Annotated in this window: 22 protein-coding genes; 11 read left to right on the plus strand and 11 right to left on the minus strand. The window is 65.0% G+C overall.

Annotation, left to right across the window (positions count from 1 at the left end; translation table 11 throughout):
- Positions 1-56 precede the first annotated feature (56 nt).
- The 5 genes from HHL13_RS10795 to rpsU all read right to left on the minus strand — a co-directional run bounded on the left by HHL13_RS10795 (position 57) and on the right by rpsU (position 3,633).
- Entirely contained in the window at positions 57-179 is a 123-nt protein-coding gene (locus HHL13_RS10795; protein ID WP_240953682.1) for a DUF2474 family protein, read from the minus strand.
- Positions 176-1,183 (minus strand): cytochrome d ubiquinol oxidase subunit II, encoded by a 1,008-nt coding sequence (gene cydB / locus HHL13_RS10800; RefSeq protein ID WP_169555668.1) that lies wholly within the window; start codon positions 1,181-1,183, stop codon positions 176-178. Before cydB ends, HHL13_RS10795 begins: the two co-directional genes overlap by 4 nt.
- Positions 1,183-2,607: a cytochrome ubiquinol oxidase subunit I gene (locus tag HHL13_RS10805; RefSeq protein ID WP_169555669.1), complete on the minus strand. Its 1,425-nt coding sequence runs from the start codon at positions 2,605-2,607 to the stop codon at positions 1,183-1,185. The genes cydB and HHL13_RS10805 overlap by 1 nt, the downstream gene beginning before the upstream one ends.
- 106 nt (positions 2,608-2,713) lie before the next feature.
- Complete coding sequence (locus HHL13_RS10810; protein ID WP_169555670.1) at positions 2,714-3,337, minus strand: FKBP-type peptidyl-prolyl cis-trans isomerase; 624 nt, start codon at positions 3,335-3,337, stop codon at positions 2,714-2,716.
- 89 nt (positions 3,338-3,426) lie between these two features.
- Entirely contained in the window at positions 3,427-3,633 is a 207-nt protein-coding gene (gene rpsU / locus HHL13_RS10815) for a 30S ribosomal protein S21 (protein WP_010162663.1), read from the minus strand.
- A gap of 230 nt (positions 3,634-3,863) precedes the next feature.
- Between rpsU and HHL13_RS10820 the strand changes: the two genes are divergently transcribed.
- The 5 genes from HHL13_RS10820 (at position 3,864) to HHL13_RS10840 (ending at position 9,650) form a co-directional block, all read left to right on the plus strand.
- Positions 3,864-4,598 carry a response regulator gene (locus tag HHL13_RS10820; RefSeq protein ID WP_169555671.1) on the plus strand — a complete coding sequence of 245 codons (735 nt, stop codon included), beginning with the start codon at positions 3,864-3,866 and terminating at the stop codon, positions 4,596-4,598.
- Positions 4,595-5,875, plus strand: coding sequence for an ATP-binding protein (locus HHL13_RS10825; protein ID WP_206376900.1), 1,281 nt, complete (start codon positions 4,595-4,597; stop codon positions 5,873-5,875). The genes HHL13_RS10820 and HHL13_RS10825 overlap by 4 nt, the downstream gene beginning before the upstream one ends.
- A gap of 83 nt (positions 5,876-5,958) precedes the next feature.
- A complete protein-coding gene (locus HHL13_RS10830) occupies positions 5,959-6,861 on the plus strand; it encodes an intradiol ring-cleavage dioxygenase (RefSeq protein ID WP_169555672.1) in 903 nt (300 codons plus the stop codon).
- 333 nt (positions 6,862-7,194) lie between these two features.
- Positions 7,195-8,385, plus strand: coding sequence for a nucleotidyltransferase family protein (locus HHL13_RS10835; protein WP_169555673.1), 1,191 nt, complete (start codon positions 7,195-7,197; stop codon positions 8,383-8,385).
- The gene (locus HHL13_RS10840) at positions 8,382-9,650 is read left to right on the plus strand and encodes an MFS transporter (protein WP_169555674.1); all 1,269 of its coding nucleotides are present in this window, start codon (positions 8,382-8,384) and stop codon (positions 9,648-9,650) included. Before HHL13_RS10835 ends, HHL13_RS10840 begins: the two co-directional genes overlap by 4 nt.
- Positions 9,651-9,940: 290 nt before the next feature.
- Here the strand turns inward: HHL13_RS10840 and HHL13_RS10845 are convergent, their stop codons facing one another.
- The 3 genes from HHL13_RS10845 to HHL13_RS10855 all read right to left on the minus strand — a co-directional run bounded on the left by HHL13_RS10845 (position 9,941) and on the right by HHL13_RS10855 (position 14,293).
- The gene (locus HHL13_RS10845) at positions 9,941-10,330 is read right to left on the minus strand and encodes a response regulator (RefSeq protein ID WP_169555675.1); all 390 of its coding nucleotides are present in this window, start codon (positions 10,328-10,330) and stop codon (positions 9,941-9,943) included.
- 66 nt (positions 10,331-10,396) lie between these two features.
- The gene (locus HHL13_RS10850; RefSeq protein WP_169555676.1) at positions 10,397-12,859 is read right to left on the minus strand and encodes an ATP-binding protein; all 2,463 of its coding nucleotides are present in this window, start codon (positions 12,857-12,859) and stop codon (positions 10,397-10,399) included.
- A gap of 54 nt (positions 12,860-12,913) precedes the next feature.
- Positions 12,914-14,293 (minus strand): GGDEF domain-containing phosphodiesterase, encoded by a 1,380-nt coding sequence (locus HHL13_RS10855; protein ID WP_346775539.1) that lies wholly within the window; start codon positions 14,291-14,293, stop codon positions 12,914-12,916.
- Between the two features lie 580 nt (positions 14,294-14,873).
- Here HHL13_RS10855 and HHL13_RS10860 point away from each other — a divergent pair.
- The 5 genes from HHL13_RS10860 to arsH all read left to right on the plus strand — a co-directional run bounded on the left by HHL13_RS10860 (position 14,874) and on the right by arsH (position 18,545).
- The gene (locus tag HHL13_RS10860) at positions 14,874-16,184 is read left to right on the plus strand and encodes a UDP-glucose/GDP-mannose dehydrogenase family protein (RefSeq protein ID WP_169555678.1); all 1,311 of its coding nucleotides are present in this window, start codon (positions 14,874-14,876) and stop codon (positions 16,182-16,184) included.
- Positions 16,185-16,367: 183 nt separating this feature from the next.
- The gene (locus HHL13_RS10865) at positions 16,368-16,697 is read left to right on the plus strand and encodes a metalloregulator ArsR/SmtB family transcription factor (protein ID WP_169555679.1); all 330 of its coding nucleotides are present in this window, start codon (positions 16,368-16,370) and stop codon (positions 16,695-16,697) included.
- An 11-nt stretch (positions 16,698-16,708) separates the two neighbouring features.
- Entirely contained in the window at positions 16,709-17,140 is a 432-nt protein-coding gene (gene arsC / locus HHL13_RS10870; protein ID WP_169555680.1) for an arsenate reductase (glutaredoxin), read from the plus strand.
- Positions 17,137-17,805, plus strand: a complete 669-nt coding sequence (locus HHL13_RS10875; protein ID WP_169555681.1) for an MIP/aquaporin family protein — start codon at positions 17,137-17,139, stop codon at positions 17,803-17,805. The genes arsC and HHL13_RS10875 overlap by 4 nt, the downstream gene beginning before the upstream one ends.
- Complete coding sequence (arsH, locus tag HHL13_RS10880) at positions 17,802-18,545, plus strand: arsenical resistance protein ArsH (RefSeq protein ID WP_169555682.1); 744 nt, start codon at positions 17,802-17,804, stop codon at positions 18,543-18,545. Before HHL13_RS10875 ends, arsH begins: the two co-directional genes overlap by 4 nt.
- A 10-nt stretch (positions 18,546-18,555) precedes the next feature.
- Here arsH and rfbB read toward each other — a convergent pair whose 3' ends face one another.
- Both rfbB and rfbA read right to left on the minus strand, forming a co-directional pair.
- Entirely contained in the window at positions 18,556-19,599 is a 1,044-nt protein-coding gene (rfbB, locus tag HHL13_RS10885) for a dTDP-glucose 4,6-dehydratase (protein ID WP_206377039.1), read from the minus strand.
- Positions 19,593-20,471, minus strand: a complete 879-nt coding sequence (rfbA, locus tag HHL13_RS10890; protein ID WP_169556911.1) for a glucose-1-phosphate thymidylyltransferase RfbA — start codon at positions 20,469-20,471, stop codon at positions 19,593-19,595. The genes rfbB and rfbA overlap by 7 nt, the downstream gene beginning before the upstream one ends.
- A 211-nt stretch (positions 20,472-20,682) precedes the next feature.
- Between rfbA and HHL13_RS10895 the strand changes: the two genes are divergently transcribed.
- The gene (locus HHL13_RS10895) at positions 20,683-21,831 is read left to right on the plus strand and encodes an SET domain-containing protein (RefSeq protein ID WP_346775540.1); all 1,149 of its coding nucleotides are present in this window, start codon (positions 20,683-20,685) and stop codon (positions 21,829-21,831) included.
- Here the strand turns inward: HHL13_RS10895 and HHL13_RS10900 are convergent.
- Entirely contained in the window at positions 21,828-22,325 is a 498-nt protein-coding gene (locus HHL13_RS10900) for a GNAT family N-acetyltransferase (RefSeq protein WP_169555685.1), read from the minus strand. The two genes, HHL13_RS10895 and HHL13_RS10900, sit on opposite strands and share 4 nt — an antisense overlap.

The following is a 22,325-nucleotide window of genomic DNA, read 5'->3' on the forward strand; positions in this document are numbered from 1 at the left end:
AAGGAAACGGATGGTCATTTCGATGTTGAAATGAGCCTATCCGGGCGGCTTGCCTGTCAGAGCCTTAACCATGTGCGGATGACGAACGCCACAACGCCCAGCACCGCAACGCTCGCGGCCCAGATCGCCGCCATCCAGATCAGCCGCTTCCATAGCGGCGCCGGGGCCGTCTCGCTCAATGGTAACCGTCCGCGCCGACCTTGCCGCGGAACACCCAATAGGACCATGCGGTATAGGCCAGGATGATCGGGATAAGGATCCCCGCCCCCACCAGCATGAAGCCCTGACTGCGCGCCGGCGCTGCGGCTTCGACGATCGTGACCGAAGTGGGAACGATGTGCGGATACATGCTGATGCCAAGGCCCAGGAAGCTCAGCAGGAACAGTCCCAGCGCCAGCAGGAACGGCAGCACTTCCTTGCGCCGCCTGAGCGACCACCAGAATGCAGCCGAGAAGATCGCCACCAGCAACGGCACCTGCGCCGTGAACAACACATTGGGCATATCCAGCCATCGCGCCTTGTAATCGGTATCCAGCGTCAGCGTCGCGACGCTGACCGCCGCGATGGCCGCCAGCGTCAGGATGCCGAAACGCCCGGCAAGACGATAAGCGTGCCCCTGCGCACCGCCTTCGGTCTTCCAGATCAGCCAGGTCGCGCCGAGCAGCGCATAGCCCGCGACCAGCCCAAGGCCGGTCAGCACGCTGAACGGCGACAGCCAGTCGAGCCAGCCCCCGGCATAGGCCCGGTCGACCACGGTCACGCCCTGCAGGATCGCACCCAGCGCCATGCCCTGGGTGAAAGCCGCAGTCACCGATCCGGCGGTAAAGGCGAAGTCCCAAAAGCGGCGATGACCCGGATCGCGCCAGCGGAACTCGAACGCCACGCCGCGAAACACCAGTGCCAGCAGCATCGCGATGATCAGCGGATAGAGCGCGGGCATCAGGATCGCATAAGCCAGCGGGAAGGCCGCGAAGAGCCCGCCCCCGCCCAGCACCAGCCAGGTCTCGTTGCCATCCCACACCGGCGCGATCGAGTTCATCGCGCTGTCGCGCTCCTCTCCCACGCCGAAGGCCGGGAACAGGATGCCGATGCCCAGGTCGAAGCCATCCATCACGATATAGGCGAACACCGCGAACGCGATCAGGAACGCCCAGATCGTGGCAAGGGTAGGATCGGCGACCATCAGTCCTTCACCCCATCTTGTTCGTCCAGCGCTTGGGCGGGGCCGGGCACGATGCCGGCGGTGCGGATCGGCAGTTCCTCGCTGATCTCCGGCTCATGCGCCTCGACGCCCTTGGCCATCAGCTTGAGAATGTACCAGGTGCCGAAGCCGAATACCGCGAAATAGACGATCACGAACGCGACCAGCGATGCGCCCACCGCCGGCGCCGCCAGCGGGGAAGCGCTGTCGCGGGTCAGCAGATGGCCATAGACGGTATAGGGCTGCCGCCCGACCTCGGTCGTGATCCACCCCGCGATCACCGCCACGAAGCCTGATGGCCCCATCGCCAGCGCAAAGCGATGCAGCAGCGTCCAATCGTACAGCTTGCGCGCCACCCGCGCGGCAAGGCTGAACATGCCCAGCGCCAGCATCAGCATGCCTAGGCCCACCATCACGCGGAACGACCAGAACACGACCGCAACCGGCGGTTGCTTGTCCAGCGCTACCGTGTCGAGGCCCTGCAGCGGTGCGTTCAGATCATGCTTGAGGATCAGCGAGGACAGTTTCGGGATCGCGATCTCGTAGTCGACGCGCTGTTCCTTCTGGTTCGGCAGGCCGAACAGGATCAGCGGCGCGCCATCGGGATGGCTCTGGAAATGCCCTTCCATCGCCATGACCTTGGCCGGCTGATGCTCCAGCGTGTTGAGGCCGTGCTGGTCGCCGACGAAAATCTGGATCGGCGCGACGATCGCCGCCATCCACATCGCCATCGAAAACATCACCCGCGTGCCTTCGTGGTCCTTCCTGCCGCGCAGCAGGTGCCACGCCGCGACCGCGCCCACGGCAAGGCTGGTAGTCAGATAGGCCGCTGTCACGGTGTGGATCAGGCGATAGGGGAAGCTGGGATTGAAGATGATCGCAGCCCAGCTCTCGCCCGGCAGGAACTGGCCGTTCGGCCCGATCTCGAAGCCGGTCGGCGTGTGCATCCAGCTATTGGCCGACAGGATCCAGAAAGCCGAGATAAAGGTGCCCAGCGCCACCATGCAGGTCGCGGCGAAGTGGAGCCCCTTCCCCACCTTCTTCATGCCGAACAGCATGACGCCCAAGAAGCCGGCCTCGAGGAAGAAAGCGGTCAGCACCTCATAGGCCATCAGCGGCCCGATCACCGGCCCCACCTTGTCCGAGAAAACCGACCAGTTGGTGCCGAACTGATAGGACATGACGATGCCCGACACGACGCCCATCGCGAAGGCGACGGCGAAGATCTTTATCCAGAAGCGGAAGAGGTCGAGAAAGACCTGACGCCCGGTGCGAAGCCACAGGGCCTCAAGCACCATCAGATAGCTGGCCAGCCCGATCGAAAAGGCCGGGAAGATGAAGTGGAAACTGACCGTGAACGCGAACTGTATCCGCGCCAGCAGGATTGCATCGAAACCATCGAACATGCCCGACTCCCGGGCGGCCTAGTGCGCCTCGGGTGCGGGGATTGCAAGCATCGTCAGGCGCAAGCCAGGTTGCGGAAACCGGAAGCCACCCTCCGGTCCGGGCAGCCTATTGCTGCGGCTGGCGGCCCTGCGGCGCGCCCTCGGGTCCCTGCGGCGGACCCTGGGTCTGCATCTGCTGCATCATCACCTGAACTTCGGCCGGGGTCATCAGGCGATCGACGGTGACCTTGAAGATCAGCATCGAATTGGCCGGAACTCGCGAAGGATCCGGCGAACGCTCGCCATAAGCGAGGTTGGCGGGGATCCACAGGCGGTATTCGCCGCCCTTCTTCATCAGTTTCAGGCCTTCGTAGAAGCCGGGGATCGATGCGCCGTCCTGCACCGGGAACGGCGTCGGCTGCTGGCTCTTGTCGAAGACCTTGCCGTCGCGGAACGTGCCTTCATAGTTCAGGAACACCGCGCCGCCATCCTGGGCAGTCGGGCCTTCGCCTTCCTTGATGATCTGGTACTGGAGACCCGATTCGGTCGTCTTCACGCCCGGCTGGGTCTTGTTCCGTGCAAGGAACTGCTCGTTGGTCATCCGCGACGCGATCTCGTCCTGGGTCGGCATCGATTTGACGCCCCACCAGGCCAGACCGAAAGCTGCGGCGATCGCAACGATCACACCGAGCCAGATCCAGATCCGGACGCTCTTCTTGACATGCTGCAGCGGAACGGCGGTCACGGACATGGATGGATTCCTTGCGCGGCGAGACCGCCGTTGGTCACTTTGAGTCTTGAGCAATGTGGCGCGGCCTGCGGGGCCGCGCCGGACGGGCCTTACCGGGCGCCGTCGCGCTCCATGCGCTTGCGCTCGAGCTTGCGCGCGCGGCGAACCGCGGCGGCACGCTCACGGGCGCGCTTCTCGCTCGGCTTCTCATAATGCCGACGCAGCTTCATTTCGCGATAGACGCCTTCGCGCTGAAGCTTCTTCTTGAGCGCACGGAGCGCCTGATCGACATTATTGTCCCGAACGATAATTTGCATGTTGTAAAAGACCTCGCGGTTCAAACCAATAGAATAGCATCGCCGGGACGGGGTCCGCGACGTTGGAGCGGGGCCGGTAGCAGGGGGAAAGTGATTCTACAAGCGGAATGGCGCTCAACCGAGCCTCCCGCACGGCCGCCACCTGTGCCCATAATGCCACACCGTGCCCACATTACACCACATTGCAGCGCTGCAACGCGCCGGATAGGTTCGCCGGGCACTTCCGCCGCATGATCGCACTAGCCGAAGCCTTGGACCCAGAAACGCGCCTCCTCATCGTCGATGACGACCCCGGCATCCGGGAATTGATGGCCGCGTTCCTGTCGGGCCACGGCTATGTCGTCGATACCGCCGACGGCGCGGCCGAGATGCGCGCGGCGCTGGCCAGGCACGACTATGCCCTGATCGTGCTCGACGTGATGATGCCGGGCGAGGACGGGCTGACCATCCTGCGCTCGATCGATCGCGCGACCGGGCCCGCCGTCATCATCCTCTCGGTGATCGGCGAGGAAGTCGACCGCATCGTCGGGCTGGAGATGGGCGCGGACGATTATATCGCCAAGCCGGCCAACCCGCGCGAGCTGCTGGCGCGCATCCGCTCTGTCCTGCGCCGCAGCCGTTCCGATCCCGCCCCCCTCGCACCCGATCGCGCCTATCTGCGTTTCGCCGGATGGCGGCTCGATCCGGTCGGGCGACAATTGTTCGATCCCGACGATGTGGTCATCAATCTCTCCGACGGCGAGTTCCGCCTGCTGCTCGCGCTGGTCGAGCATCCCCGCCGCGTGCTTACCCGCGACACGCTGCTCGATCTCTCGCGCGGCCTGACCGCCGAGCATTTCGACCGCGCGATCGACGTGCAGATGAGCCGGCTGCGCAAGAAGCTGGCCCGGCCCGCGACCGAGGAGCTGATCCGCACGATCCGCAACGAAGGCTATATGTTCACCGCCGACGTGACTCGCCGATGACCACCCCGATCATGCGTCGCCCGCGTTCGATCGTCGGGCCGATCGTGCTGCTGGTGGTCGCTGCGGTGGCGATCGCGTCGATGGTCCAGTTCGCGATCACCTTCATGGGGCCGCCACCGTTCAACCCGCCGGTGCCGATCGAACAGATCGCAAAGGCACTGCGGACCGGCGAAGCCGCACGCGGCCCCTGGGGCCGTTTCACGATAGAGCAAAGCGCGCCTGCCGGCTTCACCGGCGACCCCAGCCCGCAACGCGACGCTGCGGTAGCGCGCGCGATGGGCGTGCCGGCGGCGCAGATCCACGGCCTTTACGATCGTCCGCACGGGCCGGTGCGCGCCGAAATCCGCGGCGACTTCGTCATCGCGTGGGTGGCTCTCGAAGGGACGCGAATCGCGCGTTCCGGACCGCAGCCGATGCTGACCCGCTGGCACCGCATCACGCTGGCCGCGACGCTGGCGGTGCTGGTCGTGCTGGGGATCGGCGCCTGGCTGATCGCGCGCGCCATCTCGCACCCGATCCGCAGGCTGGCGAAGATCGCGCGGGAAACGCGGCTCGGCGCCCGCACGCCCATCCCACAGGAAGGCCCCCGCGAGGTTCGCGAGCTCGCAGCCGCGTTCGACGCGATGCAGGGCCGCATCCTCGAACAGGCCGAGGGGCGCACCACGATGCTCGCGGCGATCGCGCACGACATGGGCACGCCGATCACCCGGCTCGCCTTCTGGGTCGAGCAACTGCCCGACGAGGCCCGCGACCGCGCCAATGCCGATATCGACGAGATCCGCGCGATGCTGGCCACCGTGCTGCGCTTCGCCCGCGACGAGCGCGCCGATGCCCGCGACCGGATCGAACTGGGCAGCCTGATCGAAAGCCTGGTCGACGACATGAAGGCCGCTGGCACCCCGGTCGACGTCGAATCGGGTCCGCGCGTCGTGCTGCGCGGCGATTCGCAATCGCTGCGCAGGCTTTTCGCCAACCTGATCGACAATGGCGTGCGCTACGGCAAGGTCGCCAAGGTCGAATGGCGCACCGAACCCGGCTGGGCCGAAGTCAGCGTCGAGGATCGCGGGCCGGGCTTCCCGCCCAATCCGGAAACGCTGTTCGCGCCGTTCGTGCGCGGTGAAGGCTCGCGCAATCGCGCGACCGGCGGCACCGGGCTGGGCCTCGCCATCGTCCGTTCGATCGCGGAGGCACATGGCGGCGGCGTGACGCTCGGCAATTGCCCCGATGGCGGCGGATGCGTGCGGGTGCGGTTGCCGGTCGAAGCTGCAAACAATTGAAATATTCGCGCGACGCCGCGAAATTCGCCGATGCATTTCAGGGTCCAGTTCCAGTGGCGAGACACCACAGGGGCTGAACCCGAATGCACGATCTTCACGACCACGACCTGGGACTGGCGCATGACCTGAAGGCGCTCGACGCGCTTGCCAGCCGCCGCCGCGCGCTGCGCTGGTTCGCCGGCGCCGGGGCGGTGGGCCTGCTTTCGTCGTGCGACAGCGGCACCACCGCCTCGACCGGTGGCACGGTGGTCACGCCGACCCCGACGCCCACGCCAACCGTCACGCCGACACCCAGCACAACGCCGACGCCCTCGCCCACCGCGACCGGCTGTATCGCCGATCCGGCCGAGACCGGCGGCCCCTATCCCGCCGACGGCACCAACACGTCGAGCGGCACCACGTCCAACGTGCTGACCGCCAGCAATGTCGTGCGCAGCGATATCCGCTCGAGCTTCGTCGGATCGTCGACCGCGACCGCTCCCGGCGTCCAGCTGACGATCACCCTGACCGTGGTCAACGTGAACGCAGCCTGCGCCCCGCTCGCCGGTTACGCGGTCTATCTGTGGCATTGCGACCGGGCGGGGAAATATTCGCTCTACGATCTGCCCGCCGAAAGCTATCTGCGCGGCGTCGGCGTGACCGACAGCAACGGGCAGGTGATCTTCACCACCATCTTCCCCGGCTGCTATGCCGGGCGCTGGCCGCACATGCATTTCGAGGTGTTCTCCAGCCTCGCGACCGCCACCGGCGGCCGATACGCGGTGCTCACCTCGCAGCTGGCGATGCCCTCCGCCACCTGCACCCAGGTTTACAACAATGCGACCGGCTACACCGCCAGCATCAGCAACTTCTCCGGCGTGTCGCTGAGCGGCGACAATGTGTTCGGCGACAATAGCAGCGCCCAGATCGCACAGCAGACCCCGACGATGAGCGGGTCGGTCGCGGCGGGATATACGGCGAGCGCACTGATCGGAATCGCGCGGTAATTTCTAGCCCTTTCCCGCCTTCGCGGGAGAGGGTTGGGTGAGGGTCTTCTTCTTTTCGGCCTTGCAGCAAAGAAGGCCCTCACCATCGAATTGAATTCGGCTAGCCTCTCCCTGCCGTTGCAAGGAGAGGAACGCGGTCCGGCCCGTTCTCCCCCTGTAAGGGGCCCGGCCTGCGTTGGAGGGAGCCTTCCTCGTCCATCTGTGCCCCTTGGGCGGAAGAAGGCTCCCTCCCTATACTGTCGCTCCGGGGGGAGCGACGGCGCCCCGTTCCCGGACGGCCCCGATCCGTTTGGCGCACTATCCGGCGGGCGGGGCGCTGATATAGGTGGCGCGATGGAGCCCACGCCCGACCAGCCCAGCGCCGAATTCCGTCTCGTCTGCGCCGCGTGCCGCTGGCCGCGCGCGGCAGGCGATGTTGCGGTGCGCGAAGCCGCTTCGGTCCCTGGCATCGACTGGGATCGCGTCGCGCGGATCATCCGCCGCCATCGCGTCTGGGGTCTGGCCGCCGACGCGTTCCGCTCCGCCGGCATCGCCCTGCCGCTGACGCTGGACAAGCGGCTGTCCGAACGCGCCGGCCAGATCGCGCGGCAAAATCTGAGCGCAGCGGCCGAAACGCGCCGCCTCGGCGGGATCCTAGACGCAGCCGGGATCGACTGGATCACCTTCAAGGGGCTTCCCCTCGCGATCCAGGGCTATGGCACCCTCGCGGTGAAGTCCGCGAACGACATCGATATCCTTGTCGCCGCCGATGACGCTGCCCCCGCCGCCGCCTTGCTGCGCGAGGCAGGCTATCAACGCTTCAGCCCCGGCCCCGAGATCAGCGACGATCAGGTCGCGGCATGGATGCAGGTGTCGAAGGAATCGGGCTGGCGGCACCCCGCCAACGGGCTGATCGTCGAACTGCACAGCCGCCTGCTCCAGAACCCCGGCCTGCTGCCCGAAGCCGCGCTGAGCGCGCCGCGCAAGCGCATCGCCATCGCGCGCGGCATCGAAGTGCCGACGATGGGCGACGAGCTGATGTTCCCCTATCTCTTCGCCCACGGCGCCCATCATGGCTGGTTCCGGCTCAAATGGCTGGCGGATCTGAACGCGATGCTGGTCGCCGATCCTGCGGGGCCCGAGGCACGCTATCGCGAAGCGAAGGCGCTCGGCGTGGGCCGCTGCGCGGCGCAGGGTCTGTTGCTGGCGCACGAGATGCTCGGCCTCGATCTGCCCCCGGCCCTGGTGAAGGAATTGCGCGCCGATCGGGCGCACCGGCGGCTGGTCAATGTTGCGAAAGCCTGTCTGGGCGGGAAGTTCGAGGACGTCGAGCATGCCAGCCCGACGGCGCGGACGATGCTGCCGGTGCTCGCCGCGGGACTGCTGCTGCGCCGCGGCCTGGGGTACAAGCTCAGCGAGTTGGGGGCGCTGGCCGCCAATCCCGTGGATCGCGCGTCCGGGCGGCTGCCCAAGGGGCTGGCTTTCCTCTATCCGGTGCTGGGTGGCGTGCGGTGGAGCCGCAGGATGCTGGGGAGAGGAAAATGAGCGAGAGCAAGCGGATCAAGTCGATCCTGGGCGGTTCGGCCGGCAATCTGGTCGAATGGTATGACTGGTATGCCTATGCTGCCTTCACTGCCTATCTCGCCCCGCATTATTTTCCCAAGGGCGATCCGGTCGCGACCCAGCTGAACGCATGGGCGATCTTCGCCGTCGGCTTCTTCATGCGGCCGATCGGCGGCTGGCTGATGGGCGTCTATGGCGACCGGCACGGGCGCAAGGCGGGTCTCACCCTGTCGGTAACGTTGATGTGCCTCGGTTCGCTGATGATCGCGGTGACGCCCAGCTACGAGGCGATCGGCGCCTGGGCCACTGTCTCGCTGGTCGCCGCCCGGCTGATCCAGGGCCTGTCGCTCGGGGGCGAATATGGCGCCAGCGCCACCTATCTTTCCGAAATGGCGGGCAAGCAGCGGCGCGGCTTCTTCTCCAGCTTCCAGTACGTCACGCTGATCTCGGGCCAGTTGATCGCCCTATGCGTGCTCATCCTGCTCCAGAGCGTGCTGGCGAAGGAAGACCTTGCCGAATGGGGCTGGCGTCTCCCGTTCCTGATCGGCGCGGCGCTCGCGGTGATCGTCTTCTGGCTGCGTCGCAACCTCCCCGAGACCGAAAGTTTCGACAAGCGCGAGGCGGGCAAGAAGTCGAGCTTCGGCGCGCTGTTCCGCGAGCATCCGCGCGAAGCCGCAGTGGTGATGCTGCTCACCGCGGGCGGCACCCTCGCCTTCTACGCTTACTCGATCTACCTGCTGACCTTCCTCAGCAACACCAGTGGCTTCAGCAAGGAAGTCTCGACCCAGATCAATGCGGGAGCGTTGCTGGTCTTCATGTGCCTCCAGCCTTTGGCCGGCGCCTTGTCGGACCGGATCGGGCGCAAGCCGCTGATGGTCGGATTCGGCGTGCTGGGCGTGCTGCTGACCTGGCCGATCTTCACTGCGCTGGAGACGGTGGACAGCCCGGTGATGGCATTCCTCATCATGACCGGCGCGCTGGTGATCGTCACCGGCTACACCTCGATCAACGCGGTGGTGAAGGCCGAACTGTTCCCGGCGCATATCCGCACGCTGGGCGTTGCCCTGCCCTATGCGCTGGCCAACGCGATCTTCGGCGGCACCGCGCCTGCGGTTGCGCTGAAGTTCAAGGAATGGGGCTGGGAACGCGGCTTCTATCTATATGTCACCGCGATGATCGCGATCTCGCTGGTGACCTATCTGAAGATGCGCGACACGCGCGAGCATTCGAAGATACTGGAGGATTGATTCCTTCCCTCTTCGGTCGGTATCTCAGCGAAAGCTGGCATCTGGAGCTACCAAGGAGAAGGCGTGCGGCTTGAGATTCCAGCTTTCGCCGGAATCACGGCCAAGGCTTGAAATGTTGGATTTCGCCTGCTTGGTTCAATGGGCGGGAAACCCAAATCCGGCCGCTCTTTGAACGCTTGAATGCCACCCGCAGCGGCGCCCCTCACCGCACCGGCGCGTGACCATTTCCCCTCACGATAAGGTCACGATTGGAGAGAGTTCCCTGACCTTATCGCAGCCCGGGCCGGTCTTTAGAGAATCATGCCCCCGCCGCCGCGGATCGCCAGCACGCGGCCGATCGAATCGAACAGCGCGTCCATCGCCACCGGCTTGAACAGCACATCGTCGGCGCCTGCTTCCAGGCAACGCTCGCGCAGGTCGGCGCCGCTGTCGGCGGTGACCACGATCACCGGCAGGTTCGCCTTCTCGTCCGGACGCGCCCGGATGTGACGGATCGCTTCGATGCCGTCCATGCCGGGCATCCGCAGGTCCATCAGGATCACGTCGAATTCTTCATATTCGATACGCGCAAGACCTTCCTCGGCGAGACCGGCTTCCGCCATCGTCGCACCGGCCACGTCCAGCATGTCCTTCACGACCCGACGGTTCATCGGATCGTCCTCGATGAAGAGGATATTCATTCGTTGCAGCCTCTTGCGGGCCAATAAAATTGAGCGACCGTCATCATTTCGTGCCCCGCTATCGTCTCAAGCCGCGCGCGAAACAAGCGGCCCGGAGCCCGGTTTGTCCGAATTTTCTTCAGCCTGCTGGGTGATCGCCTCCACCAGCGCGGCACCCGCCACAGGCTTTTCAATGACTTGCCCGACATTACTGCCTTTCAGAGAGGTCATTACGGCTTCATCCGGCTTCATCCACAAAATCGCACTCGAAGCGCCCGCTTCGCTCGCCGCAGCCGAAAGCGCGGCCAGAACGCCGAACGGATCGTCGCCGGCGGCCTTCAGCGTGCTCTCGTCGATCAGCAACCGGGTAGCGCCACCGGCCTTCAGCGCCTCCAGCGCTTCGTCGGGGGTGGCGAGGAATTTCAGTGCGCCGACGCGCGGTTCGAACAGGGTCTTGAGCATCGAACGTGCAATCGGATTGCGGTCGAGGATCAGCATCGTGCCCGTCGCGCCGCTGGACGCCTCGGCTTCCGGCGCTTCCGCATGGACCAGCGGCAGATCGACGGTGAAGGCCGATCCGCTGCCCTCTGCTCCGTCCACGGCAATGTCGCCGCCCATCGCGCGCGCAAGGTTGCGGCAGATGGTCAGGCCCAGACCCGTACCGCCGAATTTCCGCGTAGTGCCCGAATCGGCCTGCTTGAACGATTCGAAGATTTCGTCGCGCTTCTCGGCGGGGATGCCGATGCCGGTATCGGTGATGACCAGCTTCAACCGCTGCGATTCGCCTTCGCCCGCCGCCGTCGCACGGACGCTGACGCCTCCGGCCTCGGTAAACTTGATCGCGTTCGACAGCAGGTTGAACACGATCTGGCGCAGGCGGCCCGCGTCGCTGACGATCCAGCGCGGCGCGTCTTCCAGATGGAGGTTGAAGGCGAGGCCCTTGGCGCGCGCCTGCTCCTCCCACATCCGCGTGACGTCCTTCAGCGTCGCGCAAAGGTCCATCGGCGCGGCGTCGACGGTCAAATTGCCCGTCTCCATCTTGGCCACGTCGAGGATATCGTCGACCAGGCTGCGCATCGTCATGCCCGCGCCATGCACGATGCCGATCCGGTCGCGAACCGAAGGATCGAGCTTCTGGTCGTGCAGCATCACCTGCGTCATGCCCAGAATGCCGTTCAGCGGGGTGCGAATCTCGTGACTGGTCGTCGCGAGGAATTCGGTCTTGGCCTTCAGCGCCTTTTCGAGCGCGACGTTGGTCTCGCCCAGCACGATGTTGGCGTCGCGCACCTGGTTGCGGCTGCGGCGGATATTGATCAGGCCCCACGCCAGTGCAGCCATCACGACCAGGAAGGCAGCGCCGATGCTGAGGAACAGGGTGCGCTGGAATTCGGCAGTGCGGCGTTCCTGCACGGCCTGCATCTCGGCGATACGCGCCTTCTGGCCTTCCGAATCGAATTCGGCGGAACTGATCGCGGAGTTGAACGAGGTCGCAACCCTGGTCGCTTCGTCATCGAGGCGGCGGAATGCCTCGAGATGCTGCAGCGCCAGATTGATCTCGCCGGTCTTCTCGAAAATCTTGTAGGCGTAGAGATGCGCCTCGCGGAAGGTCGAGGTGGTCTTGGTCAGGTCGAGACCCTGAAAGGCCTCCACGATCAGCGCCCGCGCGCGGACGGGATCGCCGCGCTCCATCGCCACGCTGGCGGCGGTGCCCAGCAATTGCTGGCGGAAACTCTTCGCGTCCTCGCCCTTGGCAAGCGAGAAGCCCCGCGCAAGCGTCGCTTCGGCATCGTCGAGCTGCCCCGCCTCGAGCTGCGCCCGCGCGATGTTGCCGAGGATGCGCGCCTCGAGCAGTGGCTTGCCCATCTGCCGCGCGATCTCCAGCGCCTTGCCATATTCGGCGATCGCGCCCGAATATTTCTCCGCCGCGAGCAGCATGTTGCCGCGGCTGTTGTGCAGCGTGAGCGACAGCGACGGGTCGCCATTATACGCCGCAGCGGCCTGACCATAATAATCGGCCGCACGATCGAACCCACGAGCGGCGGAATAGAGGCTGCCGAGATAATGGAAGGCAAGCGCCACGCTGCGCGGCTCCTTGAGCCGATCGAAGATGCGATAGGCCTCCTGATAGCTGCGGAGCGCCGCCGCCGCCTGCCCGTCGTCCATCTGGAGCGAGCCGAGCGACAGGAGCAGGTCCCCGCGCAGCTTGATCGTCATGCCCTGGGTATCGCGCAGCGTCTGGGCGATGATCGGCCGCGCCTTGTCGACCTGGTTCTGCCGCAAATAGCCTTCGCTGATCAGCCAGCGCGCAGTGGCGATCGCGATGGTCCGCTGCTGCCCCTCGGGCAGGCGGCGCGCCAGCACCTCGGCATCGGCGGCGAGCTTCAGGCCCTGTTGCGGATCGGAGACCATCGTCGTCCGCGCGCGATCCAGCGCGACATCGACGGGCGACTTGGGCTGGGTCACGGCAGTCACCTGCGCGACGGCAGAGGCCGCCGGAAGGCAGCACAGAAGCGCGAGGAACGCGGTCAGAAGGCGAAAGGACGCACGCATTGTCGCGTCAGTCTGCACAAGGTTAATTAAGACCGCCCTAAGGCGCGCCTCCGATCAGGCCCGTTTCCAGAAACTTTCGGGCCGGATGAACGACGCATTCCCGCCCGTGCCGGAGAAATAGCTGTCGTCGGCGAGGAACTGGCGGAACGCATCGAAGCCCAGCGGGCGCGAAATCAGGAAGCCCTGCACCATGTCGCAGCCCATCACGCTGAGCAGCGCCAGCGCCGAGGGCGTCTCGACGCCCTCCGCCACCACTTCCATCTCCAGCGCATGGGCCAGATCGATGGTCGAACGGACGATCAGCGGATCGCGATTGCTGCTGGTCAGCTGCATCACGAACATCTTGTCGATCTTCAGCTCCTTCGCGGGGAGCTGCTTGAGATAGGCCAGCGACGAGAGGCCCGCGCCATAATCGTCGATCGCCAGCGTCACGCCGATCTCCGCGAAGCGATTGAGGTGCCGGATCGCGCTTTCCGGATCGCGGATCACCGCGGTTTCGGTAATCTCGAACCCGATCTTCGCTTCGCTGTTGCTCACGATCTCGCACGCTTCCTCGACGAACGCCTTGTCCGCCAGCAGCACGCCGGAGATGTTGATGAACAGCGTCAAATCCTGGCCGTCGCCCGCCAGCGTGCGCTGATCGGCGATCACCTGGCGCAGCGTCCACAGGGTCAGCGCGGAGATTTCGCCCGCCTGTTCGGCCACCGAGATGAAGTCGCTCGGCAGGATCAGCCCGCGCACCGGATGTTCCCAGCGCACCAGCGCCTCAGCCGAGGAAATCTCCTGCCGGCGGACATGCACCTTGGGCTGATATTGCAGGAACATCTCGCCCGCGGCCATCGCCCGGGGGAGTTCTCGCATCAGGGTCAGCTTGTCGAAGGCAAGATCGGCCCGCGACAGATCGAGCATGACGACTCGATTCTCAGCATGCGCCTGTTCGAGCGCCGATTCGGCCGCTTCGGCCAGCCGCACCTCGTCGCTTTCGCTGCATGGCGCCGCCGCGATGCCGAATTGCAGGTTGAGCTGGTAAAATTCGCCGTCGAGGTCGACCGGCTTCTGGAAGGCCGACCGGACCCGGTCGACATCCGCAGCGGCGGCTTCGCAGCTGTCGCGTTCGAAGGCGATCTCGATGGTCGACCGCGCGGCAGTGCCGATTCGGACATGCGGACACAATTCGGTGATCCGGTCCGCAACGTCGAATGCCAGCTTGTCGGCCCGGGGACGCCCCAGGTGCCGGCGCAAGGTGGTGAAATTGTCGATCTGGCAAAGCACCAGAATCCGCCAGAAACGCCCTTCCGGACGGCGATCGCCCCGGCCCGAATGCGCGTCGGGCGACCGTTTCGGAGCATTGCGGACGAAAGGCGCTTCAGCCTTGCGCCGCCGTCGTCCGGACAAGTTGCCGTTCGCCGGCACGGGTGTCCGTCCCTCGCTCACGCCAGGGGCCGCCGTGGCGGGGAGAGGCGTTCCCGTGGGGAACGCTGGAGGCTCTATCCTTGCCGACATCTATGCCGCGTCTAGCCCTTTACCCTTGAAGGAAGGGTTAAGCGAACGGTTGCCGAGAAGCCGTTTCAGACCCTGACAGCGCTATCATTCCGCAGAAATCCGTATTGATTCATCGTTAAATTCCCATTAACCAACGAATCGCGCACCAGTGCGCACCGATGGGAGACTAAAATGTTCTTGTTTGAGCTTCTTTTCCGCGACGGCGTTGGCGGCGACGAAATTCGCCCCTTGTAAGCCGATTGCTACTGCCGGGCCGGCGGTGGAGTGTCTTCATCATGAAGACATGCTGATCGGCCCGGACGGTTTCAAAAGCCGCGGGGTCTCCCTGCGGCTTTTTTGATTCCTGTTAGATTCGCGATGCTTGGATCGTTTCTTTGACGATATGATCGGCGCCGGGCTTCGCCCCATCCCGCAATTTTCAACGCCGTCATTCGAGCGCCATGATCTTGCCCTAGCCGGTGAGGGCGCTAAGGCGTGAACCAAACCAATCCAGAACATCGGGGGATTTGCATTGCGTATCGCGATGATCGGCACCGGCTATGTTGGACTCGTCTCGGGTGCCTGCTTCTCTGACTTCGGGCACGACGTGGTCTGCGTCGACAAGGATGCGCGCAAGATCGAGCTGCTTCACCAGAATGTGATGCCGATTTACGAGCCGGGCCTGGCCGAACTGGTCGCTTCGAACGTGAAGGCCGGCCGCCTTCACTTCACCACCGATCTCGCTGAAGGCGTCAAGGATGCCGACGCGGTATTCATCGCCGTCGGCACGCCCAGCCGCCGCGGCGACGGCCATGCCGACCTGACCTATGTCTATGCCGCCGCGCAGGAAGTCGCGGAGAACCTGACCAAGGCCAGCGTGATCGTCACCAAGTCGACCGTGCCGGTGGGCACCGGCGACGAAGTCGAGCGCATCATGAACGAGTTCGCGCCGGGCAAGGGCGCGATGGTCGTCTCCAATCCGGAATTCCTGCGCGAAGGCGCGGCGATCGAGGACTTCAAGCGCCCCGACCGCATCGTCGTCGGCGCCGAGGAAGAGGCCGCCCGCGAAGTGATGCGCGCCATCTATCGCCCGCTCTCGCTCAACCAGTCGGCCCCGCTGCTGTTCGTCGGCCGCCGCACGTCGGAGTTGATCAAATACGCCGCGAACGCGTTCCTCGCGGTCAAGATCACCTTCATCAACGAGATTGCGGACCTGTGCGAACAGGTCGGCGCGAACGTGCAGGAAGTGTCGCGCGGCATCGGTATGGACAACCGCATCGGTTCCAAGTTCCTCCATGCCGGCCCCGGCTATGGCGGATCGTGCTTCCCCAAGGACACGCTGGCGCTGATGAAGACCGCCGACGACAATGATACGCCGCTGCGTATCGTCGAGGCGACCGTGCAGGTGAACGACGCCCGCAAGCGCGCGATGGGCCGCAAGGTCATCAAGGCGATGGGCGGCGACGTGCGCGGCAAGACCGTCGCGATCCTCGGCCTCACCTTCAAGCCCAACACCGACGACATGCGCGACGCGCCGTCGATCGCGGTGATCCAGGCGCTGCAGGACGCCGGCGCGACGATCAAGGCCTATGATCCCGAAGGTGTCGAGCAGGCCAGCAAGATGCTGACCGATGTCGAGTTCTCGGAAAATCCCTACGCAGCCGCCGACGGGGCCGATGCGCTGGTGATCGTGACCGAATGGGACGAATTCCGCGCGCTCGACCTGGGCCGGATGAAGTCGATCCTGAAGGCGCCGCTGCTGGTGGATCTGCGCAACATCTATCCGCCGGAAGAGGCGGCGCGGGCTGGGTTCACGCTGGTCGGCGTGGGGCGCGGGGCCTAACCTTCCCGAGCGAGGCGAGATTGGCGGCGGTCGGACGATGGTCCGGCCGCCGCTTTTCGTTTGGGGAGAGAAGATCGCGGCATGCAGTCCGCCAAGTTGCCTGGAGACCCGGCGGCTCGCCATATTCATCGGGTATTTCCGATGTATCTTGCAAGGCAAAAATGCATCGGCTATTCCCGATGGATGGAAACCAATTCCGCGCTCGCCGCGCTTGCCGCCCTCGCGCACCCGACCCGGCTCGACACATTCCGCTTGCTTGTCCGCCACGAGCCTGACGGCCTCACGACGGGTGCGCTCGTGGCAGCGAGTGGGCTGTCGCAAAGTACGTTATCGACGCACCTCGCGGTGCTCGCGAAGGCCGGTCTGGTAACTGCCGAGAAGCGTGGTCGCCAACAGGTTCAGCGCGCCAGCATCGATACGCTTCGTTCGCTGATGACCTTTCTCGCGAAAGACTGCTGCCAGGGCCGCCCTGAGCTGTGCGAACCGCTGGTCGCCGAATTGATCTGCTGCTGAAGGAGCCAGCCGTGACCGACATCGTGATCTACCACAATCCCCAATGCGGAACTTCGCGCAACGTGCTGGCGATGATCCGCAATGCCGGGGTCGAGCCTCATGTCATCGAGTATCTCAAGACGCCGCCGGCTCGCGCGTTGCTGGTCGAAATGATTCGGCGAGCCGGCATGTCGCCCCGCGAACTCCTTCGCGAGAAGGGTACCCCCTATGCGGATCTTGGCCTTGGCGACGAGAGCCTTGCCGAAGACGTGCTTATCGACGCGATGGTGGCGCATCCGATACTCATCAACAGACCGTTGGTGGTCACACCGCTCGGCGTAAAGCTGTGCCGCCCATCGGAGGTGGTGCTCGACATCCTTCCCCATGCGCAGATGAGCGCCTTCACTAAGGAAGACGGCCAACAGACTATCGATGCTGACGGCCACCGCGTCTGCTCTGCATGAAATCGCGGGCATTTCTGGCAGAGGGCCTGGGCAGTCTCCTGCTTTTTGCCACCGTGGTCGGCTCCGGCATCATGGCCGAGCGGCTTGCGGGCGGTAACGTCGCCGTCGAGCTACTTGGCAACACGCTTGCCACCGGCGCGATCCTCTTCGTTCTCATCACTATGCTGGTGCCGGTATCGGGCGCGCACCTGAACCCCGCCGTGACCCTGATCATGCGACTGCGCGGTCACATCCGGACCCGTACCGCCGTCATCTATGTACTGGCCCAACTCGCGGGAGGAATCCTCGGTGTCTGGCTCGCTCATCTGATGTTCGACGTTGCGGTGTTCCAGCTCTCCGGCAAGGTTCGCAGCGGACCCGGTCAATGGACAAGCGAAGCGGTCGCCACCTTCGGCTTGCTGCTAACGATACTGGGAACTGCCCGGATGCGACCCGACAGCCTTCCGGCCAGCGTCGCGCTCTACATCACTGCGGCTTACTGGTTCACGTCGTCCACCAGCTTCGCAAATCCGGCAATCACGATCGCCCGATCATTGAGCGACAGTTTCGCAGGAATTTCTCCGTCGGACGTGCCCGCATTCGTCGCTGCGCAACTCATCGGCGCGACCGGTGCGCACCTCGTCAGCGGGATCATCTTCCCTCCATTGCCAAAGGATGCAGCATGAGCCGCATACGTGCGCTGCCCGACCCAGATCACCTGCCCGCGCTCGATCCCGCCTACGTGATACGCAGGCCGGCAGAGGGGCTGGGTGAAGATCAGCCGCCGCCGCGCATTTTGCTGCTTTACGGCTCGCTTCGCGAACGTTCCTTCTCGCGCCTGTGCGTTGAGGAAGCCGCCCGTCTGCTCCGTCTGTTCGGTGCCGAGACTCGCATCTTCAACCCTTCCGATCTTCCGCTCCCCGATCAGGCCGCGGGTGACGATCATCCCGCCGTGCACGAGCTGCGCGAACTTTCGCTCTGGTCCGAGGGCCATGTCTGGTGCAGCCCAGAGCGGCACGGTCAGGTGACCGGCGTCATGAAGGCCCAGATCGATCACCTCCCGCTGTCGATGGGTGGGATGCGCCCGACTCAGGGCCGAACGCTCGCAGTCATGCAGGTGTCGGCTGGCTCCCAGTCGTTCAACAGCGTGAACACCCTACGCTTGCTCGGCCGATGGATGCGCATGTTCACCATCCCGAACCAGTCGTCGGTGGCGATGGCTTACAAGGAGTTCGGTGACGATGACCGCATGCGACCGTCCAGCTACTACGACAGGATTGTCGATGTGATGGAGGAGCTGGTCCGTACAACGGTACTCATGCGCCCGCACGTCGCCCAATTGGTCGATCGCTATTCGGAGCGCAAAGAAGCCGGGAGAAGGAACCTCAAAGAAGATCATTCGGCAATCGCAATTAGCGGCCGATAATCTACCGCCCCTACCGAACCCCCAGCCGCTCGCCCGTATAGGTCCCCGCCCGGATCGCCTGCCACCACTCGCGGTTCGCCAGATACCAGTCCACCGTCGCAGCCAGTCCGGTTTCGAACGTCTCCTCCGGCGACCAGCCCAGTTCGCGCTCGGTCTTGGCCGGATCGATCGCATAGCGGCGATCATGCCCTGGGCGGTCAGTGACGAAGGTGATCAGGTCGCGATGCCCGCTCTCGCCGGTGCGCGCATCGATCAGATCGCAGATCGCCTCGACCACCTGCAAATTGGTCCGCTCGGCCTTGCCCCCGATCAGGTAGGTTTCGCCGATCGCGCCCTGCTCCAGCACCCGTTCCAGCGCGCGGGCATGGTCCTCGACATGCAGCCAGTCGCGCACGTTCGCGCCCTTGCCGTACACCGGCAGCGGCCGCGCCTCGAGCGCGTTGAGGATCGTCAGCGGGATCAGCTTCTCCGGAAACTGCCACGGCCCGTAATTGTTCGAGCAGTTAGACAGCACCACCGGCAGCCCATAGGTCTCGCGCCACGCGCGGACGAAATGGTCGCTCGCTGCCTTGGAGGCCGAATAGGGCGAAGACGGTGCATAGGCGGTATCCTCGGTGAAGACGCCGCTGTCGAACGGCAAGTCGCCGAACACTTCGTCGGTCGAGACATGGTGGAAACGGAAGCCGCGATCCGCCGCGCCGCTGCGCCAGTAATCGAGCGCGGCGTCGAGCAGGCGGACGGTGCCCACCACATTGGTTTCGACAAAGGCGGCGGGGCTGTCGATCGAACGGTCGACATGGGTTTCGGCGGCAAGATGCATGATCGCGCCGATCCGCTCCTCGCGCAGCACTTGCCCGACCAGCGCCGTGTCGCCGATCTCGCCGCGCACGAAACGGTAATTGGGCAGACCTTCCAGCATCGCCACCGCCGCCGGGTTGCCGGCATAGGTCAGGCTATCGAGATTGACGACGCGCCGCCCCTGCCCGGCCAGCAGCCGGCACACTGCCGAGCCGATAAAGCCCGCACCGCCGGTGACGAGGACACTAGTCACCAGTGCGTCTCGACGCAGCGGCGCAGATAGCGGGCATAGTCGGTCTTCCCCAGCATCTCGGCGCGGCGCAGCAGCGCGTCGGCGTCGAGATAGCCCAGGTCATAGGCAATTTCCTCGGGGCAGGCGATCTTGATCCCCTGCCGATGCTCGATCGTGCGAACGAAGCTGCCCGCATCGTGAAGGCTGTCGTGCGTGCCCGTGTCGAGCCACGCGAAGCCGCGGCCCAGTCGGTTCACCTGCAGGCTGCCCGCATCGAGATAGGCGCCGATCACGTCGGTGATCTCCAGTTCGCCGCGCGGCGAAGGCTTCAGCCCGCGCGCGATTTCGGTCACGCCCTTGTCGAAGAAATAGAGGCCGGTCACCGCCCAGTTTGACTTCGGCTCGGCGGGCTTCTCGACGATGCTGGTCGCGCGCCCCTCCGCGTCGAAGGTCGCCACGCCATAACGCTCGGGATCCTCGACCTGATAGGCGAACACCGTCGCGCCACCAGCTTCAGCCGCAATCGCCGCCGCCCGGCCCTTCGCGCCGATGCCATCACCGTGGAAGATATTGTCGCCCAGGATCAGCGCGGCGGGTCCGCCATCGAGGAATTCCTCCCCGATCAGGAAAGCCTGCGCCAACCCGTCGGGGCTGGGCTGCTCGGCATAGCTCAGGCTGATCCCGAATTCCGATCCATCGCCCAGCAGCGCTTGAAACGCGGGCAGGTCGCGCGGGGACGAAATGATAAGGATATCGCGGATGCCCGACAGCATCAGCACCGACAGCGGATAGTAAATCATCGGCTTGTCGAACACCGGCAGCAACTGCTTCGAGATCGACAAGGTCGCGGGATACAGGCGCGTGCCCGATCCTCCCGCAAGTATGATGCCCTTCACGCCATGAGCGGGAGCGGAACTGGTCTTGTTCGGCATATCCGGCACCTTGCCTTCGCAATCGTTCAAAAACCCTTTTCGCCAGCCCCGTTACTCGATTCTGGGGGCCGGATTCCAGCGGGACCACCACGGGTTGATTTGCCGCGACTCGCGGAGTCACCGCGAGTCGCGGATAGACGGATTCGCGCGATCATGGTAAACAGGTCGTTCGGGAGTGGGGTGTTTGACCTTCGATCTGTGGTTCCTTCTGGCGGTCGGATTCAGCTTTTCCGGCTATGCCGTCTACCTGATGGGCCTGCGCCGGCAGACCGTCAGGCCGAACCGCGCATCCTGGCTGATCTGGGCAGCATCGACCGGCCTCGAAGCATTGACCTATGCCGCGGTAAACCCCGGCGCGCCGCAAGGATGGGTGTTCGCCATCTCCTCGGTCGCCTGCCTCGCCGTCACGCTCGGTATCTGGCGCCGCTCGTCCTGGGCGCCGCCCAGCAATACCGAAACCTTCTGCATCGCTGCCTGCCTCACCGCGCTGGTCGTGTGGCTTGTGTTCCGCGAGACTTTCTGGGCGCACATGCTCGTCGTCCTCGCGGTTCCGGTCAGTTTCTGGCCCACCTGGGTCAGCGCGATGCAGGACCGCAGCCGCGAGCGTTCGCCCGCATGGGGCCTGTGGACCTTCGGCGATCTCGCCACGCTGATGGTCGCAGTCCGTGCGGGCCAGCCCGGCGTCGCCGAGCTCAGCTATGTGCTCACCGAATTCCTCTGCCACGCCAGCGTCTGGTTCATGATCGGGCTCGCGACGATCAATCCGCTGCGCTCGTTCGGCGTACGGCGCGGGGGGCTGCGCTTCTTCGATCGCTACAAGCCGCAGACCGGCATGTTCCGCGTCGACGAAACGCATCTCGGCAAGGCCGTGTTCGCCGCCGCACCCTTTGCCGAGGGCGATACGCTGATCGAATTCACCGGCCGCCGCTTCCGCGCCGATCAGGTCCCCAGCCTGATGAGCGGACAGGGCGACCGCTTCGTCCAGGTCACCCCCGATCACTATATGGGGCCCAGCGGCCGGATCGACGATCTGGTCAACCATAGCTGCGCGCCCAATGCCGGGCTGCGCTTTACCGATGATGGCGTGTTCCTCGTCGCGATCCGCGCGATCGAGCCCGGCGAGGAAATCGCATGGGACTATTCGACCACGCTGCGGGAATCGAATTGGCACATGATCTGCCAGTGCCGCTCGCCGGAGTGCCGCCGCGTCATCGGCAATTTCGATTCGCTCGATCCCGACGCGCAGGAATTCTTCCGCGCCCGCAATCTCGTCGCGCCCTATCTGCGTCGCACCGACGACGTGATCCGCAAGCGCGCGTCCTAGGCGGACCGCTCCATATAGGCCGCGTCGGCGCCATAGCCGTCCAGCTTCGCCCGCAACGCATCGGTCGTCACAGCGGCGAAGCCCAGCCGCGCCCAATAGGACGCCGCCCCGCCGACCGCGACCAGGGCAAGCGTCCCGATGCCCTTATTGCGGGCAAGCCCGGCGATCTCGTCCACGGCGGACGCAACCGCCCCTGCGCCGCGAAACCGCTCGTCCACTGCGACATCATGGAGGTACCAGCAATCCGCGTCCTCCGGCAGGTCGCCGATCAACGTGTTCAGCGCGGGCGGATTGGCCCGCCACCACGGATGGCTGATCACATAGCCCCCGATCGCCACGCCATCGGACAGGGTCAGGCATCCCTCCCCGCACAGCGCCAGCCGTTCCTCGAACACGAAGTCATGCTCCGCATATGGGCCCAGCAAGCGGCGTGATAGCAGGCCGATAGCCGCGATGTCGTCCGGCAATGTCCGCCGCCAATGCGCCGCGCTCAT

Origin of the sequence: Sphingomonas sp. G-3-2-10, assembly GCF_012927115.1 — a bacterium.
Lineage (GTDB): Bacteria > Pseudomonadota > Alphaproteobacteria > Sphingomonadales > Sphingomonadaceae > Sphingomonas.

What these genes read in the sequence shown, in the direction of transcription:
- cydB (WP_169555668.1), bottom strand. Translation starts at nt 1,183, where the DNA reads ATGGTCGCCGATCCTACCCTTGCCACGATCTGGGCGTTCCTGATCGCG.
- HHL13_RS10805 (WP_169555669.1), bottom strand. Translation starts at nt 2,607, where the DNA reads ATGTTCGATGGTTTCGATGCAATCCTGCTGGCGCGGATACAGTTCGCG.
- HHL13_RS10810 (WP_169555670.1), bottom strand. Translation starts at nt 3,337, where the DNA reads ATGTCCGTGACCGCCGTTCCGCTGCAGCATGTCAAGAAGAGCGTCCGG.
- rpsU (WP_010162663.1), bottom strand. Translation starts at nt 3,633, where the DNA reads ATGCAAATTATCGTTCGGGACAATAATGTCGATCAGGCGCTCCGTGCG.
- HHL13_RS10820 (WP_169555671.1), top strand. Translation starts at nt 3,864, where the DNA reads ATGATCGCACTAGCCGAAGCCTTGGACCCAGAAACGCGCCTCCTCATC.
- HHL13_RS10825 (WP_206376900.1), top strand. Translation starts at nt 4,595, where the DNA reads ATGACCACCCCGATCATGCGTCGCCCGCGTTCGATCGTCGGGCCGATC.
- HHL13_RS10830 (WP_169555672.1), top strand. Translation starts at nt 5,959, where the DNA reads ATGCACGATCTTCACGACCACGACCTGGGACTGGCGCATGACCTGAAG.
- HHL13_RS10835 (WP_169555673.1), top strand. Translation starts at nt 7,195, where the DNA reads ATGGAGCCCACGCCCGACCAGCCCAGCGCCGAATTCCGTCTCGTCTGC.
- HHL13_RS10840 (WP_169555674.1), top strand. Translation starts at nt 8,382, where the DNA reads ATGAGCGAGAGCAAGCGGATCAAGTCGATCCTGGGCGGTTCGGCCGGC.
- HHL13_RS10845 (WP_169555675.1), bottom strand. Translation starts at nt 10,330, where the DNA reads ATGAATATCCTCTTCATCGAGGACGATCCGATGAACCGTCGGGTCGTG.
- HHL13_RS10850 (WP_169555676.1), bottom strand. Translation starts at nt 12,859, where the DNA reads ATGCGTGCGTCCTTTCGCCTTCTGACCGCGTTCCTCGCGCTTCTGTGC.
- HHL13_RS10865 (WP_169555679.1), top strand. Translation starts at nt 16,368, where the DNA reads ATGGAAACCAATTCCGCGCTCGCCGCGCTTGCCGCCCTCGCGCACCCG.
- HHL13_RS10875 (WP_169555681.1), top strand. Translation starts at nt 17,137, where the DNA reads ATGAAATCGCGGGCATTTCTGGCAGAGGGCCTGGGCAGTCTCCTGCTT.
- arsH (WP_169555682.1), top strand. Translation starts at nt 17,802, where the DNA reads ATGAGCCGCATACGTGCGCTGCCCGACCCAGATCACCTGCCCGCGCTC.
- HHL13_RS10900 (WP_169555685.1), bottom strand. Translation starts at nt 22,325, where the DNA reads ATGAGCGCGGCGCATTGGCGGCGGACATTGCCGGACGACATCGCGGCT.